This window comes from Prolixibacteraceae bacterium (assembly GCA_019720755.1).
Taxonomy (GTDB): Bacteria; Bacteroidota; Bacteroidia; order Bacteroidales; family Prolixibacteraceae; genus Halosquirtibacter; species Halosquirtibacter laminarini.
This window is the reverse complement of record CP081303.1, coordinates 2,948,149-2,963,130: the sequence shown is the minus strand read 5'-3', so window position 1 is coordinate 2,963,130 and position 14,982 is coordinate 2,948,149. Positions and strand designations below refer to the sequence as shown.

Here is a 14,982-nt window from a genome sequence, read left to right as displayed (position 1 = left end):
ATGTTACAGCCTAAAAAAGTAAAATTCAGAAGAGTCCAAAAAGGAAGGATGAAGGGGAACGCTCAACGCGGTAACCAACTTTCATTCGGTACTTTTGGTATTAAGTCACTACAGACTTCATGGATTACAGGGCGTCAGATAGAAGCAGCGAGGATTGCCGTAACAAGAAAGATGCAACGTCAAGGACAAATTTGGATTCGTATTTTCCCAGATAAGCCTATTACAAAGAAACCTGCTGAGGTTCGTATGGGTAAGGGTAAAGGTGCTCCAGAGGCGTTTGTTGCTCCTGTTACACCTGGACGTATGATTATCGAGGTTGATGGTGTACCATTTGACCTTGCGAAAGAAGCACTACGTTTAGCTGCTCAGAAGCTACCTGTGACGACAAAATTTGTTGTTCGTCGTGATTTTGTTGAATCATCAAATGCAGAATAATGAAAACTTCTGAAATTAAAGAATTAAGTACAGCAGAGATCCAAGAGCGTATCGCAACTGAATCTGAGGCATTGGTTCGAATGGAGATGAATCATGCGGTTAGTCCAGTGGACAACCCGCAAAGTATTCGTGCAAGCCGCAGAACTGTTGCACGTTTGAAGACGATCTTGCGTCTACGTCAAATTAGTGAAACTAAGTAATAAGGATGACGATGGAAAGGAACCTTAGAAAAGAACGTATCGGAGTTGTCGTTAGTAACAAAATGGACAAAACCATTACAGTTGCTGTGCATCGCAAAGAGAAGCACCCTATTTACGGAAAATTCGTAAATAAAACTTCTAAATTGTATGCTCAAGACGATAAGAACGATTGTAATATCGGCGATACCGTAAAAGTTATGGAAACTCGTCCTTTAAGTAAGAAAAAAGGATGGAGATTGGTAGAAATTATTGAAAGAGCTAAGTAACCATGATACAACAAGAAAGTAGATGTGCTGTTGCTGATAACAGTGGTGCAAAAGAAGCTTTGGTTATTCGTGTATTAGGTGGTACTAAAAGACGTTATGCCTCTGTAGGTGACCAAGTTGTGGTTACTGTTAAGAGTGCTATTCCTTCTGGTAACATCAAGAAAGGTACTGTTTCTAAAGCAGTTGTGGTACGTACAAAGAAGGAGGTTCGTCGTCCAGATGGATCTTACATTCGTTTTGATGACAATGCAGTTGTTTTGTTGAATGCTGCAGGTGAAATGCGCGGAACTCGTATCTTTGGGCCTGTAGCTCGTGAGTTGCGTGACAACTTCATGAAGATTGTTTCATTAGCACCTGAAGTTTTGTAAATCGTACAATATAATGCAAAAAAAGTTTAAAATAAAAAAAGGGGATACCGTTAAGGTTATTGCTGGATCAGGAAAAGGCGATACAGGTAAGGTTCTTGAAGTAAACAAGAAAACCGACCGTGTTATTGTTGAAGGTGTAAACCTTATTTCTAAGCATGTTAAGCCTAATGCCGAAAATCCTCAAGGTGGAATCATCAAGAAAGAAGCTGGAATCCATATTTCTAACTTGATGTTCGTAGATGCGTCTACAAAAGAGATTACTCGTGTTGGTCGCAGACTTAATGAGGATGGTAAATTAGTTCGTTATTCAAAAAAATCAAAAGAGGAGATTAAGTGATGACAACAAATATGCCTACTTATAAAGTAAAATATCAAGAGCAGGTTCTACCTGCCTTGATGAAAGAGTTTGGTTATAAGTCTGTAATGCAGGCACCAAAACTTGAGAAAATTGTTATCAACCAAGGTATCGGAGCTGCTACTGCTGACAAGAAATTAGTTGACATCGCATTAAACGAGTTGACTTTGATTGCTGGTCAAAAAGCAGTTTCTACTGTATCAAAAAAGGATATCTCTAACTTCAAGTTGAGAAAGAAGATGCCTATTGGTGCAAGAGTTACCTTGCGTAAAGAGCGCATGTATGAATTCTTAGATCGCCTTATCTCTGTAGCACTTCCACGTATTCGTGACTTCCAAGGTATTCAAGGTAAATTGGATGGAAGAGGTAACTATACATTGGGTATCACAGAGCAGATCATTTTCCCGGAAATTGTGATGGATAAAATCAATAAAATTTCTGGTATGAATATTACATTCGTAACTACAGCGAACACTGATGAAGAAGGGTACGCATTGTTACGTGAATTTGGTATGCCTTTCAAAAACGCTAAAAAGAAATAAGAGATATGGCTAAGGAATCAATGAAAGCCCGCGAGGTAAAACGTGCGAAACTAGTAGCTCGTTTTTCTGAAAAGCGTAGTCAACTTAAAGCTGAAGGTGATTATGAAGGACTGCAGAAGCTTCCTAAAAATGCTTCTCCAGTACGAATGCACAATCGTTGTAAATTGACTGGACGTCCGAAAGGATATATGCGTCAGTTTGGAATCAGTAGAATTTGCTTCAGAGAAATGGCTTCTGCTGGTTTAATTCCAGGTGTTAAAAAAGCAAGTTGGTAATCTCTTAAAAAAAGTTTAAAAAAATGACAGATCCTATAGCTGATTTTTTGACTAGATTAAGGAATGCCGTAAAAGCGAAACACCGCGTTGTGGAAATTCCAGCATCTAAGATCAAAAAGGAAATGACCAAAATTCTTAAGGATAAAGGTTATATCCTAAGTTACAAATTTGATGACGAGAAGAACTATCAAGGAAGTATTAAGATAGCATTGAAATATCATCCAGAATCTGGAATTCCTGCAATCAAAGGATTGAAGAGAATTAGTAAGCCAGGTTTGAGAAGATACGCTAACACAGACACTATGCCACGTGTATTGAATGGTCTAGGTGTAGCAATTCTTTCTACTTCGAAGGGAGTTATTACTGACAAAGAAGCTCGCGAGCTTAATGTCGGTGGAGAAGTATTGTGTTACGTATATTAATCAAAAGGAGAATTTTCAATGTCAAGGATCGGTAAATTACCTATTGAAATCCCTGCTGGTGTAACAGTTAGTGTTTCTAACGACAATGTTGTAACAGTGAAAGGTGGACTTGGAGAGTTAACTCAAAAAGTTGATGCTGATATCACTGTTTCAGTAGAGGAGAATAAAGTAGTCGTATCTCGTCCAACAGATCAGAAGCGTCATGCTTCTTTGCATGGATTGTATCGTTCGCTAATCAACAATATGGTGATTGGTGTTTCTAAGGGATACGAGATCAAATTAGAGTTGGTAGGTGTAGGTTATCGTGCTGAGAATCAAGGTCAATTATTGGACCTTGTTCTTGGATACTCTCACCACATCTATTTGCAACTACCAAACGAAGTTAAAGTAGAGGCCGTTACAGATAAGCGTAGCAATCCTACTATTACTTTGAAGAGCTGTGACAAGCAGTTAATTGGGCAAGTTGCTGCTAAAATCCGTTCATTCCGTACGCCAGAGCCATATAAAGGAAAAGGTGTTAAGTTTGATGGTGAGCAACTACGTCGTAAAGCAGGTAAGTCTGCAAAAGTATAATTATAAGAATTAGAAAATCATGTCTTTAACAAAACTACAAAGACGCGCCAGGATCAAGAAAAGAATCAGAAAAATTATTTCTGGTTCGGCAGCTGCTCCTCGTATGAGCGTATATCGCAGTAACAAACAGGTTTCTGTTCAGTTTATTGACGATAATGCGGGTAAAACAGTGTTATCTGTGTCGTCATTATGTAAAGAGATCGCAAGCCTTGAGGGATCTAAGTCTGAGGTTGCTGCCGCTGTTGGTAAAAAAGCAGCTGAAGTAGCTATCGCAGCAGGAATAACTCAAGTAGTATTCGATAGAAATGGATATTTGTATCACGGACGTGTAAAAGCAGTTGCTGACGCTGCTCGCGAAAACGGTCTTAAATTCTAATTATTACAATGGCACAAAATATTCGTAACGTAAAAACAAGCGACATCGAACTTAAAGATCGATTGGTTGCTATTAACCGTGTTACTAAAGTGACAAAAGGTGGTCGTACCTTTAGTTTCTCTGCTATTGTGGTAGTAGGTAACGAGAACGGAGTCGTAGGATGGGGTCTTGGTAAAGCGAATGAAGTAACAACGGCTATCTCTAAAGGGGTAGACGCTGCGAAAAAGAACTTGATCAATGTACCTGTTCTTAAAGGAACTATTCCTCACGAGCAATATGCAAAATTTGGTGGTGCGCGTGTATTCATGAAACCAGCTTCTTCCGGTACCGGAGTGAAAGCGGGTGGTGCGATGCGTGCAGTACTAGAGAGTGCTGGAGTTCACGATATCCTAGCTAAGTCGAAAGGTTCTTCGAATCCTCACAACTTGGTAAAGGCTACTTTTAATGCTCTTGCAGAGCTTCGCGATGCTCGCACTATTGCAGCACACCGTGGAGTTTCTCTTGACAAAGTGTTTAACGGATAATTCAAAACACAATGGCAAAAATAAAAGTAACACAAGTAAAAAGCGCGATTGGAGCTACTAAGACTCAAAAGCGTAATCTAGAAGCACTTGGTTTGCGTAAACTTAATGGTAGTGTTGAGCATGATGCATCTCCAGTAATTCTAGGTATGATTAATGTTGTTAAACACCTAGTGAAGGTCGTTGAATTATAATTAACAAATAAAAAAATAACTAGATATGGAGTTGCACAATATACAACCTGCGAAAGGTTCCACTCACTCTGACAAACGTATTGGCCGTGGTCAAGGTTCAGGATTCGGTGGTACTTCGACACGTGGGCACAAAGGTGCTAAGTCTAGATCAGGATATAGCCGCAAAGTTGGTTTCCAAGGTGGTCAGATGCCTCTACAACGTTTGGTTCCTAAATTTGGTTTTAAGAACATCAACCGTGTAGAGTACAAAGGAGTTAACTTGGGATCTCTTCAAGCTGTTGCTGATAAGTATGAGACTACAACTATTGATAAAGCGTTGTTGGTGAAAGCTGGCCTTGTTTCTAAAAATGATTTGGTAAAAATCTTGGGAAATGGGGAAATTACTTCTAAATTAGAGGTGAAAGCAAACGCTTTTTCAAAAAGTGCAAAAGAAGCTATTGAAAAGTTATCTGGAACAACAGAAATACTCTAAACCTATATGAGAAAGTTAATCGACACCCTAAAGAATATCTATAAGATCGAAGAGTTGCGTACTCGTATCAATACTACTTTATTGTTGTTATTGGTTTATCGTTTAGGATCATTTATTGCCTTACCAGGTATTGATCCAATGCAACTAGGTAATTTGAAGAATCAAACAGCTGACGGTTTGTTAGGTCTGTTAAATACATTCTCGGGAGGAGCATTCTCTAATGCATCTATCTTTGCATTAGGTATTATGCCTTACATTACCGCTTCGATTGTTATTCAGCTTTTGGGTCTCGCTGTTCCATACTTTCAACGTTTACAAAGAGATGGAGAATCAGGACGTAATAAGATTAATCAAATTACGCGTTTCCTAACTGTAGGAATTCTTTTACTACAGGGAACTGGTTATCTAACGAATTTGCATTACCAATTACCAGAAAGCGCCTTCGCAGTTGAAGGCGCCTTCTTTACTGTACCTGCCATGATCTTAATGTGTGCAGGTTCTATGTTTGTAATGTGGTTAGGAGAGAAAATTACTGATAAAGGTATTGGTAATGGTATCTCTTTAATCATTATGATCGGTATTATCTCTCGTCTTCCTTTTGCTTTTGTGGCTGAATTTGGTTCACGTATGGCAGAACAAGGTGCTGGATTCTTAATGTTCGTGGTAGAGCTTATTCTTCTTTTTGTTGTATTTATGCTTTCTATCCTATTGGTACAAGGTACTCGTAAAGTTCCTGTACAGTATGCTAAACGTATTGTAGGAAACAAACAATATGGTGGTGTTCGTCAGTATATTCCTTTGAAAGTGAATGCTGCTGGTGTTATGCCTATCATTTTTGCACAAGCACTTGTGGTTGTTCCTATTAGTTTTGCACGCTTCTCTGGATCAGACGGTGTAAGTAGTTCTGTATCTGCTTTTAGCGATATTACTGGATTTTGGTATAATTTCGTTATGGCACTACTTGTAATTGTATTTACATACTTCTATACTGCTATTACTGTGAACCCTGTTCAAATGGCAGAAGATATGAAAAAGAATGGTGGTTTTATTCCTGGTGTTAAGCCTGGTAAAAAGACTGTTGAGTTCTTAGATACAGTTATGTCACGTATCACATTGCCTGGATCTTTCTTCTTGGCATTCGTAACAATCCTTCCTGCTTTTGCAATGATGCTTGGTATTAATAGCCAATTTGCAAACTTCTTTGGTGGAACTTCACTATTGATTTTAGTAGGTGTTGTTTTGGATACATTGCAGCAGATCGAATCACATTTGTTAATGCGTCACTATGATGGTCTTATGAAAGATGGTCGTATTAAGGGACGTGTTGGTGGAGCAGCAGCAATATAAACTTTTTCATAATGAATGGGCCCATCTATTACAAAACAGAACGAGAAATCTCATTCATACGAAAAAGTTCGCTACTTGTAAGTAAAACCTTAGCTGAAATAACAAAACTTATTCAACCCGGCATCTCAACTCTAGAGTTGGATGCCGTTGCTGAATGTTATATTCGCAAACAAGGAGCCACTCCTGGTTTCTTAGGTTATAATAATTTTCCAAATTCTATTTGTGTCTCAGTCAATGACTGTGTTTTACATGGTTTGCCATCTGAATATATTATTCAAGATGGCGATGTTGTATCTGTCGATTGTGGCGTGAACCTAGATGGGTACTATGGCGATGGCTGTTTTACTTTTTTAGTAGGGAATGTGTTGGAAAAATACATTAATCTTTGTAAATCAGCGTATGAAAGCTTATCTTGCGCCGTCAAAATTGCTCAAGAGGGAAAACGTCTTGGTGATATTGGTCATGCAATTCAATCTGTTGCCAAACGAGATGATCTTGGGATTGTCAAAGAGTTTGGTGGTCATGGAATTGGAAAAAATTTGCATGAGTCACCTTTTGTGCGTAATTTTGGCCGTTCAAGAATGGGTGAGAAACTTTTTAAGGGTTTAACACTCGCAATTGAACCTATGTTGACAGAATATCAAACAGATCTATTCTTGTCTGAAGATGGGTGGAGTGTTTTAACAAAAGATGGTGGCTACGCTGCTCATTATGAGCATACTGTCGTCGTAAGACCATGTGGTGCTGAAACCTTGACTGATTTTTGTTTTGTGGAGAATCAATTTAAAAAAAATAAATTCTTATGGCGAAGCAGCCTTCTATAGAACAGGACGGGACTATTATTGAATCATTGTCAAATGCAATGTTTCGTGTAGAATTACACAATGGTCACGTATTAACAGCACATATTTCAGGTAAAATGCGTATGCATTATATTAAAATTTTACCTGGAGATAAAGTGAAAGTAGAGATGTCTCCTTATGATTTGTCTAAGGGGCGTATCACATTTCGATATAAAAACTAATCGTTAAGTTATAATGAAAACTAGAGTATCGATTAAGAAGCGCAGTAGTGACTGCAAGATTGTGCGTCGTAAAGGACGTTTGTATGTAATCAACAAGAAAAATCCTAAGTTTAAGCAACGTCAAGGATAATTCTTTAATCTAAAGTTTAAAAACAAATTTTATGGCTCGTATTGTTGGTGTAGATATCCCAGTTAATAAACGTGGCGAAATCGCATTGACCTATATCTACGGTATCGGTCGCAGTGTTTCTGTTGAGATTCTTGAAAAGGCTGGTGTAGATAAGGACATCAAAGTGAAGGATTGGACGGATGAACAATTCCAAGCGATCCGTGGTTTGATCAATAGTGATTTTACTGTTGAAGGTGAATTACGTTCTGAAATTCAATTGAACATCAAGCGATTGATGGATATTGGATGTTATCGTGGAATTCGTCATCGTATTGGACTACCATTGCGTGGACAAAAGACAAAAAACAACGCTCGTACACGTAAGGGTAAGAAAAAAACTGTTGCAAATAAGAAAAAAGCAACTAAATAAGGTTAACTGATTATGGCAAAAAAGTCAAGTAATACTAAAAAAAGAGTTGTTAAAGTAGAGGCTATTGGGCAAGCTCATATCCACTCTTCTTTTAACAACATCATCATCTGTTTGACTAATAATAACGGTGAGGTTATTTCGTGGTCATCAGCAGGAAAAAAAGGGTTCCGTGGATCAAAGAAGAATACTCCTTATGCTGCACAGGTTGCTGCTGAAGAGTGTGCTAAAACAGCTTTCGATCTAGGACTACGTAAAGTAAAAGTATACGTTAAAGGGCCAGGAAATGGACGTGAGTCAGCTATCCGTGCTATCAATAATACTGGTATTACTGTATCAGAGATTGTTGATGTTACTCCGTTGCCACACAACGGATGTCGTCCTCCTAAGCGTCGTAGAGTATAATTTTTATAAGACTTATTAAAGTAAGATTAAATGGCTAGATATATTGGACCAAAGTCGAAAATCGCACGTAGATTTGGTGAAGCAATTTTTGGACCTGACAAGGTTCTAGAGAGTAAAGCATATCCTCCAGGACAACATGGACCAAATCAGAGAAGAAATAAGACTTCTGAATATGGTCTTCAGTTGAAGGAAAAACAAAAGGCAAAATATACTTATGGTATTCTTGAGCGTCAGTTTCGTACGCTTTTCAAGAAAGCTAACTCATCTAAAGGTGTTACAGGTGAGGTGTTGTTGCAATTGTTAGAGTGTCGTCTAGATAACGTAGTGTATCGTTTAGGTATCGCACCTACACGTTCTGCAGCACGTCAGCTAGTATCACACAAGCATATTACCGTTAACGGTAGTGTAGTGAATATTGCCTCGTATAGTGTACGTCCTGGTGATATTGTTGGAGTTCGTGAGAAATCAAAATCACTTGAGGTGGTTTCAAATTCTCTTGCGTCTCATCGTGGTGGTCAGTACTCATGGTTAGAATGGGATTCTGCTGCTTTATCTGGAAAATTCTTGAATCGTCCTGAAAGAACAGAGATTCCTGAGAATATTAAGGAACAACTAATCGTCGAGTTGTACTCTAAATAACGATATAATCTAAGATTTATGGCAATATTAGCTTTCCAAAAGCCAGACAAAGTGATAATGGTGGATTCTTCAGAAACCTTTGGTAAATTTGAGTTTCGTCCTCTAGAACCAGGGTATGGTATTACTGTTGGTAATGCTTTAAGAAGAATACTGTTGTCATCTTTAGAAGGATACGCTATCACTACAATTAAGATCGAAGGCGTTGAGCATGAATTTTCTACTATTGAAGGAGTTATTGAAGATGTAACTGAAATAATTCTTAATCTTAAGCAAGTTCGCTTTAAACAAGAAGTAGAAGATTTTGACAGTGAAAAAGTCTCTATCTCACTCTTCGGTCAGGAGCAATTTACTGCTGGCGACATTAATAAGTTTGCTTCTAACTTTCAAGTTTTGAATACGGACCTTGTGATCTGTAGAATGAACCCAGAAGTGAAACTTCAGTTGGAGTTAACTATCGAAAAAGGTCGAGGTTATGTTCCAAGTACTGAAAATAAACCAGTAGAAGATGATTTGGGTATTATTCCAATTGATTCAATCTATACTCCGATCAAAAATGTTAAATACGCTGTAGAAAACTACCGTGTTGAGCAGAAAACTGATTACGAGAAATTGGTGTTAGAGATAACTACTGATGGATCTATTCATCCTAAAGATGCGCTTAAGGAAGCTGCCAAAATTCTAATCTATCACTTTATGTTATTCTCTGATGAGAAGATAACATTAGATAATGAGGAGAAATTCGGCAACGAAGAGTTTGATGAAGAGGTTCTTCATATGCGTCAATTGCTAAAGACTCGCTTAGTTGATATGGATCTCTCAGTTCGTGCTCTTAACTGTTTAAAGGCAGCCGACGTGGATACACTTGGTGACCTTGTACAGTACAATAGAAATGATCTTCTTAAGTTCCGTAACTTTGGTAAAAAGTCTCTTACAGAGCTAGATGAACTATTGGATAGCATGAATCTCAATTTCGGGATGGATATAAGTAAGTATAAATTAGACAAGGAATAATAGAAAATGAGACATAATAAGAAGTTTAACCACTTGGGTAGAAAGAGCGCTCACAGAAAAGCAATGTTGTCAAACATGGCTTGCTCTCTTCTCCTACACAAGCGTATTACTACTACTGTTGCAAAAGCGAAAGCTTTGCGTATGTATGTCGAGCCATTGATTACTAAGTCAAAAGATGACTCTACACACAATCGCCGTACTGTATTTAGTTACCTGAAAAGTAAAACTGCTGTTACAGAATTGTTCCGCGAGGTTTCTGTAAAAGTAGCTGATCGTCCAGGTGGATATACACGTATTCTAAAAACAGGTAACCGTCTTGGTGATAATGCTGAGATGTGTATTATCGAACTTGTAGATTATAATGAGGCTATGTTGAATGCTAAAGATGCTAAGCCTGCTGCTAAATCACGTAGACGTCGTAAGAAATCTACTGATGCTGCAACAGAAGCTCCTGCAACTGATGCTTCAGCTGAGTAATTTTAAGATACTCTAAGAGAAAAAAGGGAAACATTTGTTTCCCTTTTTTGTTGTTATGTAGTCAAGGTATGATAACAATTAACCCTAAATATATATGGACTACATTAAACAACGTTTATTTGAAAAAGGCTCACTTATGCGGGCCCAACTTCAAGACTTATTGAAAGAGTCTCGTGACCTTATTGTTGACGAAGTGACCATCGGAAATGTTCTTGGTGGTATGAGAGGCGTTACTTCTCTTTTAACTGTAACCTCTAAACTGGATCAATATGAAGGAATTCGCTATAGAGGCTTTTCACTCCCCGAATTATATAAAGTCCTACCACGTTATAATACTGAAGGAGAGCCTTTAGCAGAAGGGGTATTTTACCTGCTCCTAACTGGAGAAGTTCCAACAATGGAGGAGGTTGAGTATATGCGTAAAGATTGGGTTCAGAGATCAGAAGTTCCTGAACATGTCTTTCGGGCAATTGATGCGCTTCCAAAGACATCAAAGCCAATGACTCGCTTTTCTACAGGTATTCTAGCTGCAGCTACTCAATCTCAATTCCAAAAGCAACATCGCGTTGGTCTTCGAAAAGAGGACTATTGGGATTCTACTTATGAGGATGTTATGAATATGATTGCTCAACTTCCTGTTATTGCTTCGTATATTTATCGAAAAGAATTTTGCGACGGAGAAGTAATTGCTTTGGATCCAAATCTTGATTGGTCTGCGAATTTTGCTCATATGATGGGGTTCAATTCTGAAGAAGAGTTTAAATTATTTCGTATGTATATGTTTATTCATGCTGATCATGAAGGGGGTAACGTTTCTGCCCATACTGCGCATCTTGTTGGCTCTGCATTAAGTAATCCATTTTATTCTTATGCTGCTGGTATGATAGGGTTGGCTGGACCTTTGCATGGTTATGCAAATCAGGAAGTAATTCGTTGGATTAAGAGTATGTATAAGCATTATAATAGAACTTTTGAAGAGGGACTATCTGAAGAGGAAATTCACGACTTTGTTGAGAAAACTTTGGATGATGGTAATGTTATTCCTGGTTATGGACATGCTGTTTTGCGTGCCACTGATCCTCGTTTTATAACACAGAAGGATTTTGCAGATAAGTATGTTCAGAATGATCCGCTTATCCACACCGTTAATATTCTTTATAAAGTGGTTCCAGCTGTTCTTCAAGAGAGAGGTAAAGCCAAGAATCCGTGGCCTAATGTGGATGCATTTTCTGGATCACTTTTATTGCATTATGGAATCAAAGACTATATATTCTATACCGTCATGTTTGGTGTGAGCCGTGCTCTTGGAGTTGGGGCACAATTGATCTGGGATCGTTTCCTATCGCTTCCAATTGAGCGCCCAAATTCTCAAACATTAGATTGGTTTACTGAATATGCTAATTCTGAAGACTAATTAGTATTCCACTTTTATATTAAGATTGATAATAAGTCTAAGTTCTTGTTATCAATCTTTTTTTTTATACTCATTTTGTATATTTCTCTAAGAATTTTAACTTTTATCATACACTCAATCTTTCACCCTTTTATGAGCTAATGTGGATATCATATTGAGCTTATATAACAAACTAGTTCTATTTGCATAATATATTTTAGCTGTATTATTTAAAACAGTATAAACATGTATAGAGCAATTATTATTCTCGTTGTCTGCTTTGGTTCGATTATCAATTTACAGGCAAAAGATAAATCAATATCTAAAGAAGTAAGAAAAGCAAAAGCTATGAAGGATGGAAAGTTTTGGATTTCTCCCTTGGTAGCTCCTAGTTATACTCCAGAACTTGGATTCCTTATATCTGCTGGCGGTTTAATGTCTTTTAAGACCAATCCTGAGGATTCCCTGATTCAACGTTCATCTCTGCCCGTATTTGTTGGTTATTCAACGACTGGTGCCTTTATATTTAATGCGAGGCTTACTTCCTTTTGGAATGAAGATAAATTTCGTTTAACTGGTGATTTTTGGTTTAAATCTATGCCTGACAATTATTGGGGTAAGGGATATGATAATGGAAGTACTTTTGAAAAAGAGTCTACGATGACTGGCTATGATAGAACATGGTTTTGGGTAAACCCTCGATTTATGTTCCGTTTAAAGAAGGATCTTTATCTTGGTCTGAATGTTGATTTGAATTATACAGATGCAAGTAACTATTCAATGGCTGACGATGAGGGGGATGCTACTGCATTTGATGATGGGTATTTTAATAATGATCAAAGATTCAATAGTGGTCTTGGGGTTATTCTAGAATATGATACACGAGATATCCCTGTTAATTCTTGGTGTGGGTTGTATCTTAAGGCTTCTGCTACTGCCTATTCTACTAACTTTGGAGGTAGCTCTAATTATCAAGTTTATGACTTAGATTATAGGCAATATCAACAAATAAAGCGCAAAGGGTCTACTTTGGCTTGGCAGGTACGTGGGCGTGTTGCGACAAATGATGTCCCTTGGGCAGAATTGTCTCAGTTAGGAACTCCTTTTGATCTACGAGGTTATACTTGGGGGCAATATAGAGATAATGCGATGTTATATGGTATTGCTGAATATAGATATACATTTCAAAAAGCGAATGGCGATCTAAGTAAAAGTGGAATGACTCTTTGGGCAGGTGCTGGTACTATGGGCTCTAGTGTGACTGATATGCAGAATGTTTTGCCAAATGTTGGAATTGGTTATCGTTTAGAGGTCCAACCAAGAATGAATTTTCGTATAGACTTTGGGGTAGGACAAAATACCAAAGGACTATATTTTAATTTTAATGAGGCTTTCTAGTATACTTCATAATGTGAATGTAATCGAATTACCACTAAGATAGATGACTTCCAGACGATTAGGTGTTATTTTTTAGAAGTTTTCAACCAAAATAAACTTCTCTCATTTTACATGAGAGAAGTTTATTAATTTAATTCTGTTGGTCTGGTGTAATATTACTGTTTGCATTTAGCTCCTCAGTAGGAACTTTGAATAACCAAAGTGAGTTTTCAGAAGGTTTTGCTTGTTTGTATCCGTCTGAATATAATGTTTTACTTGCATTTGTTCCTTCTAAATTTAGTTCGACATCATTACGAAGCATATCTAACCATCTATGTCCTTCTCCCCATAGTTCGATTCGTCTTTGAAGAAGTATTTCTTGAAGTAATGCATCTCCTGTTTTGGTGCTTCTTACGTAATCTGGATCTCTTTTTGACACTAATGAGAATAGTACTTCAGCAGCTTCGCTATCTTTGTTTACATGGCATAATGCTTCTGCTTCTATTAGGAACATCTCTGATACCCTCATGTACATGACGTCATCTGAATCAATAGATCCTGCATTTTTGTTTTTAAACTTTACAGACATGTAAGGGACTGTATAAAAACCTGATGTCATACCATATTTGTCTAGTAATTCCTTACGATCACTATTAAAATTATCCTTAGCAATTTTTTCTAATGCAACTGAGTCCTCTTTAGTGGCTCCTGCAGGATAATCTGGCTTATAATTAGGATCTCTCAATGCACCCGCAAATGCATCTGGTGCATTCTCTAGCCAAAGCTTTTTCCTGTAATCTGTATCTGAAATTTCAGCAAACAGTTTGTTGTTTATCATTTTAGGATTTCCGCGATTCTGGCTACCATTGAAGTTTGTTCCAATATAGTAGAACCATGCATAATAGTAGGTTGTTTGATCACTTACAATATGCCCTGACCACATCATTTCAGGTAGTTCTCCACTATTAAAACCTTTCATATATTGCTCTTCATTCATTAGAGCATAACCTTCTTTTGCTTTAGCTGAGAATTCAGCTGCTTTTACCCAATTACCCATTGTTAAGTATACTCTTGCTGCGATTCCTTCGGCAGTGTGTAGTGTAATATTAGAGATGTCCGAAGCAACAGATACATCTTTTAAGAGGTCAACTGATTCTGTTATGTCAGCTATAATTTGTTCATATACCTTCTGCACAGTTTCTCTTTTAGTTCCTTCGTATGGTGCTTTTGTCTCTAGAACAATAGGAACTCCTAAATCTGTGGTAGGATTCCCCCAAGTATAACTCTTACCATACAGTTGTACTAAACGAAAGTATGCATATGCACGATAAGCGTAAGCTTGTCCAAGGACATCTTTGATATCTTCTGTTTGAGTCATCGTATCTGCTGCCTTTAAAATGTTGTTCACATTTGCTATCAGATAGTAGTAATGAATCCAGGGATATCGTGAGTCAAAGTAGTCTGCATTAATATGTGTTTGCCATTTTAGTCTAAATCTAAACCAACCATTACCATTTGATGAGTGTAACATGTCACTAGCACCAAATTCTAAAAGCGGCATCAAGTAGCCTTCTCCCGCTCGGTTAGCTCCTTTCGAAACAGGTGACTGCTGGTACATTAAACGATGCACTCCATTTAGTGCAGTACGAAGGTTTGCAGGAGATGTAACAACATTTTTTTCTCCTACAGCATTTGTTGGTGTTACATCTAAAAAGTCCTCACTACAAGCAAAGGTGAATGCCAATAAAAATATATATATAATCTTTTTCATCTG

At 37.7% G+C, this 14,982-nt stretch carries 25 protein-coding genes; 24 read left to right on the top strand and 1 reads right to left on the bottom strand.

Annotated features, from left to right (window positions below):
- The 24 genes from rplP (at position 1) to K4L44_11525 (ending at position 13,229) form a co-directional block, all read left to right on the top strand.
- Positions 1-435 carry a 50S ribosomal protein L16 gene (gene rplP, locus K4L44_11640; protein QZE13237.1) on the top strand — a complete coding sequence of 145 codons (435 nt, stop codon included), beginning with the start codon at positions 1-3 and terminating at the stop codon, positions 433-435.
- Positions 435-635 carry a 50S ribosomal protein L29 gene (rpmC, locus tag K4L44_11635; protein ID QZE13236.1) on the top strand — a complete coding sequence of 67 codons (201 nt, stop codon included), beginning with the start codon at positions 435-437 and terminating at the stop codon, positions 633-635. The genes rplP and rpmC overlap by 1 nt, the downstream gene beginning before the upstream one ends.
- A gap of 11 nt (positions 636-646) precedes the next feature.
- Positions 647-901 (top strand): 30S ribosomal protein S17, encoded by a 255-nt coding sequence (rpsQ, locus tag K4L44_11630; GenBank protein ID QZE13235.1) that lies wholly within the window; start codon positions 647-649, stop codon positions 899-901.
- 2 nt (positions 902-903) lie between these two features.
- Complete coding sequence (gene rplN, locus K4L44_11625) at positions 904-1,269, top strand: 50S ribosomal protein L14 (GenBank protein QZE13234.1); 366 nt, start codon at positions 904-906, stop codon at positions 1,267-1,269.
- 13 nt (positions 1,270-1,282) lie between these two features.
- Positions 1,283-1,606, top strand: coding sequence for a 50S ribosomal protein L24 (gene rplX, locus K4L44_11620; protein ID QZE13233.1), 324 nt, complete (start codon positions 1,283-1,285; stop codon positions 1,604-1,606).
- 11 nt (positions 1,607-1,617) lie between these two features.
- Positions 1,618-2,166, top strand: coding sequence for a 50S ribosomal protein L5 (rplE, locus tag K4L44_11615; protein QZE16002.1), 549 nt, complete (start codon positions 1,618-1,620; stop codon positions 2,164-2,166).
- Positions 2,167-2,171: 5 nt separating this feature from the next.
- On the top strand, positions 2,172-2,441 hold the full coding sequence (gene rpsN / locus K4L44_11610) for a 30S ribosomal protein S14 (protein ID QZE13232.1): 270 nt from the start codon (positions 2,172-2,174) through the stop codon (positions 2,439-2,441).
- A gap of 23 nt (positions 2,442-2,464) precedes the next feature.
- On the top strand, positions 2,465-2,863 hold the full coding sequence (gene rpsH, locus K4L44_11605; protein ID QZE13231.1) for a 30S ribosomal protein S8: 399 nt from the start codon (positions 2,465-2,467) through the stop codon (positions 2,861-2,863).
- Between the two features lie 18 nt (positions 2,864-2,881).
- The gene (gene rplF, locus K4L44_11600) at positions 2,882-3,436 is read left to right on the top strand and encodes a 50S ribosomal protein L6 (GenBank protein ID QZE13230.1); all 555 of its coding nucleotides are present in this window, start codon (positions 2,882-2,884) and stop codon (positions 3,434-3,436) included.
- A gap of 19 nt (positions 3,437-3,455) precedes the next feature.
- Positions 3,456-3,812, top strand: a complete 357-nt coding sequence (gene rplR, locus K4L44_11595) for a 50S ribosomal protein L18 (GenBank protein QZE13229.1) — start codon at positions 3,456-3,458, stop codon at positions 3,810-3,812.
- Between the two features lie 8 nt (positions 3,813-3,820).
- The gene (gene rpsE, locus K4L44_11590; protein QZE13228.1) at positions 3,821-4,336 is read left to right on the top strand and encodes a 30S ribosomal protein S5; all 516 of its coding nucleotides are present in this window, start codon (positions 3,821-3,823) and stop codon (positions 4,334-4,336) included.
- An 11-nt stretch (positions 4,337-4,347) separates the two neighbouring features.
- Positions 4,348-4,527, top strand: a complete 180-nt coding sequence (rpmD, locus tag K4L44_11585; GenBank protein QZE13227.1) for a 50S ribosomal protein L30 — start codon at positions 4,348-4,350, stop codon at positions 4,525-4,527.
- A gap of 25 nt (positions 4,528-4,552) precedes the next feature.
- Positions 4,553-4,999 carry a 50S ribosomal protein L15 gene (gene rplO / locus K4L44_11580; protein ID QZE13226.1) on the top strand — a complete coding sequence of 149 codons (447 nt, stop codon included), beginning with the start codon at positions 4,553-4,555 and terminating at the stop codon, positions 4,997-4,999.
- Between the two features lie 6 nt (positions 5,000-5,005).
- Positions 5,006-6,346 carry a preprotein translocase subunit SecY gene (gene secY, locus K4L44_11575; GenBank protein QZE13225.1) on the top strand — a complete coding sequence of 447 codons (1,341 nt, stop codon included), beginning with the start codon at positions 5,006-5,008 and terminating at the stop codon, positions 6,344-6,346.
- An 11-nt stretch (positions 6,347-6,357) separates the two neighbouring features.
- Positions 6,358-7,170: a type I methionyl aminopeptidase gene (map, locus tag K4L44_11570; GenBank protein ID QZE13224.1), complete on the top strand. Its 813-nt coding sequence runs from the start codon at positions 6,358-6,360 to the stop codon at positions 7,168-7,170.
- Positions 7,149-7,370 (top strand): translation initiation factor IF-1, encoded by a 222-nt coding sequence (gene infA / locus K4L44_11565; protein ID QZE13223.1) that lies wholly within the window; start codon positions 7,149-7,151, stop codon positions 7,368-7,370. Before map ends, infA begins: the two co-directional genes overlap by 22 nt.
- Positions 7,371-7,383: 13 nt before the next feature.
- Positions 7,384-7,500, top strand: a complete 117-nt coding sequence (rpmJ, locus tag K4L44_11560; protein ID QZE13222.1) for a 50S ribosomal protein L36 — start codon at positions 7,384-7,386, stop codon at positions 7,498-7,500.
- Between the two features lie 31 nt (positions 7,501-7,531).
- A complete protein-coding gene (gene rpsM, locus K4L44_11555) occupies positions 7,532-7,909 on the top strand; it encodes a 30S ribosomal protein S13 (protein ID QZE13221.1) in 378 nt (125 codons plus the stop codon).
- A gap of 12 nt (positions 7,910-7,921) precedes the next feature.
- Positions 7,922-8,311: a 30S ribosomal protein S11 gene (gene rpsK / locus K4L44_11550; GenBank protein ID QZE13220.1), complete on the top strand. Its 390-nt coding sequence runs from the start codon at positions 7,922-7,924 to the stop codon at positions 8,309-8,311.
- A gap of 30 nt (positions 8,312-8,341) precedes the next feature.
- Complete coding sequence (rpsD, locus tag K4L44_11545) at positions 8,342-8,950, top strand: 30S ribosomal protein S4 (protein ID QZE13219.1); 609 nt, start codon at positions 8,342-8,344, stop codon at positions 8,948-8,950.
- Between the two features lie 18 nt (positions 8,951-8,968).
- Positions 8,969-9,961: a DNA-directed RNA polymerase subunit alpha gene (locus K4L44_11540; protein QZE13218.1), complete on the top strand. Its 993-nt coding sequence runs from the start codon at positions 8,969-8,971 to the stop codon at positions 9,959-9,961.
- A gap of 6 nt (positions 9,962-9,967) precedes the next feature.
- Positions 9,968-10,438 (top strand): 50S ribosomal protein L17, encoded by a 471-nt coding sequence (gene rplQ, locus K4L44_11535; protein ID QZE13217.1) that lies wholly within the window; start codon positions 9,968-9,970, stop codon positions 10,436-10,438.
- A gap of 94 nt (positions 10,439-10,532) precedes the next feature.
- Positions 10,533-11,852, top strand: a complete 1,320-nt coding sequence (locus tag K4L44_11530) for a citrate (Si)-synthase (protein QZE13216.1) — start codon at positions 10,533-10,535, stop codon at positions 11,850-11,852.
- A gap of 225 nt (positions 11,853-12,077) precedes the next feature.
- The gene (locus K4L44_11525) at positions 12,078-13,229 is read left to right on the top strand and encodes a BamA/TamA family outer membrane protein (GenBank protein ID QZE13215.1); all 1,152 of its coding nucleotides are present in this window, start codon (positions 12,078-12,080) and stop codon (positions 13,227-13,229) included.
- Between the two features lie 130 nt (positions 13,230-13,359).
- On the opposite strand, the gene K4L44_11520 is transcribed toward K4L44_11525, so the two are convergent.
- On the bottom strand, positions 13,360-14,979 hold the full coding sequence (locus K4L44_11520) for a RagB/SusD family nutrient uptake outer membrane protein (protein ID QZE13214.1): 1,620 nt from the start codon (positions 14,977-14,979) through the stop codon (positions 13,360-13,362).
- Between the last annotated feature and the right edge of the window lie 3 nt (positions 14,980-14,982).

Bases quoted from the DNA above. Each gene is read 5' to 3' on its own strand.
- rpsD (QZE13219.1), top strand. From the start codon at position 8,342: ATGGCTAGATATATTGGACCAAAGTCGAAAATCGCACGTAGATTTGGT.
- rpsE (QZE13228.1), top strand. From the start codon at position 3,821: ATGGCACAAAATATTCGTAACGTAAAAACAAGCGACATCGAACTTAAA.
- K4L44_11530 (QZE13216.1), top strand. From the start codon at position 10,533: ATGGACTACATTAAACAACGTTTATTTGAAAAAGGCTCACTTATGCGG.
- rpsQ (QZE13235.1), top strand. From the start codon at position 647: ATGGAAAGGAACCTTAGAAAAGAACGTATCGGAGTTGTCGTTAGTAAC.
- rplR (QZE13229.1), top strand. From the start codon at position 3,456: ATGTCTTTAACAAAACTACAAAGACGCGCCAGGATCAAGAAAAGAATC.
- rplE (QZE16002.1), top strand. From the start codon at position 1,618: ATGCCTACTTATAAAGTAAAATATCAAGAGCAGGTTCTACCTGCCTTG.
- rpsN (QZE13232.1), top strand. From the start codon at position 2,172: ATGGCTAAGGAATCAATGAAAGCCCGCGAGGTAAAACGTGCGAAACTA.
- rplX (QZE13233.1), top strand. From the start codon at position 1,283: ATGCAAAAAAAGTTTAAAATAAAAAAAGGGGATACCGTTAAGGTTATT.
- rplN (QZE13234.1), top strand. From the start codon at position 904: ATGATACAACAAGAAAGTAGATGTGCTGTTGCTGATAACAGTGGTGCA.
- rplP (QZE13237.1), top strand. From the start codon at position 1: ATGTTACAGCCTAAAAAAGTAAAATTCAGAAGAGTCCAAAAAGGAAGG.
- rplO (QZE13226.1), top strand. From the start codon at position 4,553: ATGGAGTTGCACAATATACAACCTGCGAAAGGTTCCACTCACTCTGAC.
- map (QZE13224.1), top strand. From the start codon at position 6,358: ATGAATGGGCCCATCTATTACAAAACAGAACGAGAAATCTCATTCATA.
- infA (QZE13223.1), top strand. From the start codon at position 7,149: ATGGCGAAGCAGCCTTCTATAGAACAGGACGGGACTATTATTGAATCA.
- K4L44_11540 (QZE13218.1), top strand. From the start codon at position 8,969: ATGGCAATATTAGCTTTCCAAAAGCCAGACAAAGTGATAATGGTGGAT.
- secY (QZE13225.1), top strand. From the start codon at position 5,006: ATGAGAAAGTTAATCGACACCCTAAAGAATATCTATAAGATCGAAGAG.
- rpsH (QZE13231.1), top strand. From the start codon at position 2,465: ATGACAGATCCTATAGCTGATTTTTTGACTAGATTAAGGAATGCCGTA.
- rplF (QZE13230.1), top strand. From the start codon at position 2,882: ATGTCAAGGATCGGTAAATTACCTATTGAAATCCCTGCTGGTGTAACA.
- K4L44_11520 (QZE13214.1), bottom strand. From the start codon at position 14,979: ATGAAAAAGATTATATATATATTTTTATTGGCATTCACCTTTGCTTGT.
- rpmD (QZE13227.1), top strand. From the start codon at position 4,348: ATGGCAAAAATAAAAGTAACACAAGTAAAAAGCGCGATTGGAGCTACT.
- rplQ (QZE13217.1), top strand. From the start codon at position 9,968: ATGAGACATAATAAGAAGTTTAACCACTTGGGTAGAAAGAGCGCTCAC.
- K4L44_11525 (QZE13215.1), top strand. From the start codon at position 12,078: ATGTATAGAGCAATTATTATTCTCGTTGTCTGCTTTGGTTCGATTATC.
- rpmC (QZE13236.1), top strand. From the start codon at position 435: ATGAAAACTTCTGAAATTAAAGAATTAAGTACAGCAGAGATCCAAGAG.
- rpmJ (QZE13222.1), top strand. From the start codon at position 7,384: ATGAAAACTAGAGTATCGATTAAGAAGCGCAGTAGTGACTGCAAGATT.
- rpsM (QZE13221.1), top strand. From the start codon at position 7,532: ATGGCTCGTATTGTTGGTGTAGATATCCCAGTTAATAAACGTGGCGAA.
- rpsK (QZE13220.1), top strand. From the start codon at position 7,922: ATGGCAAAAAAGTCAAGTAATACTAAAAAAAGAGTTGTTAAAGTAGAG.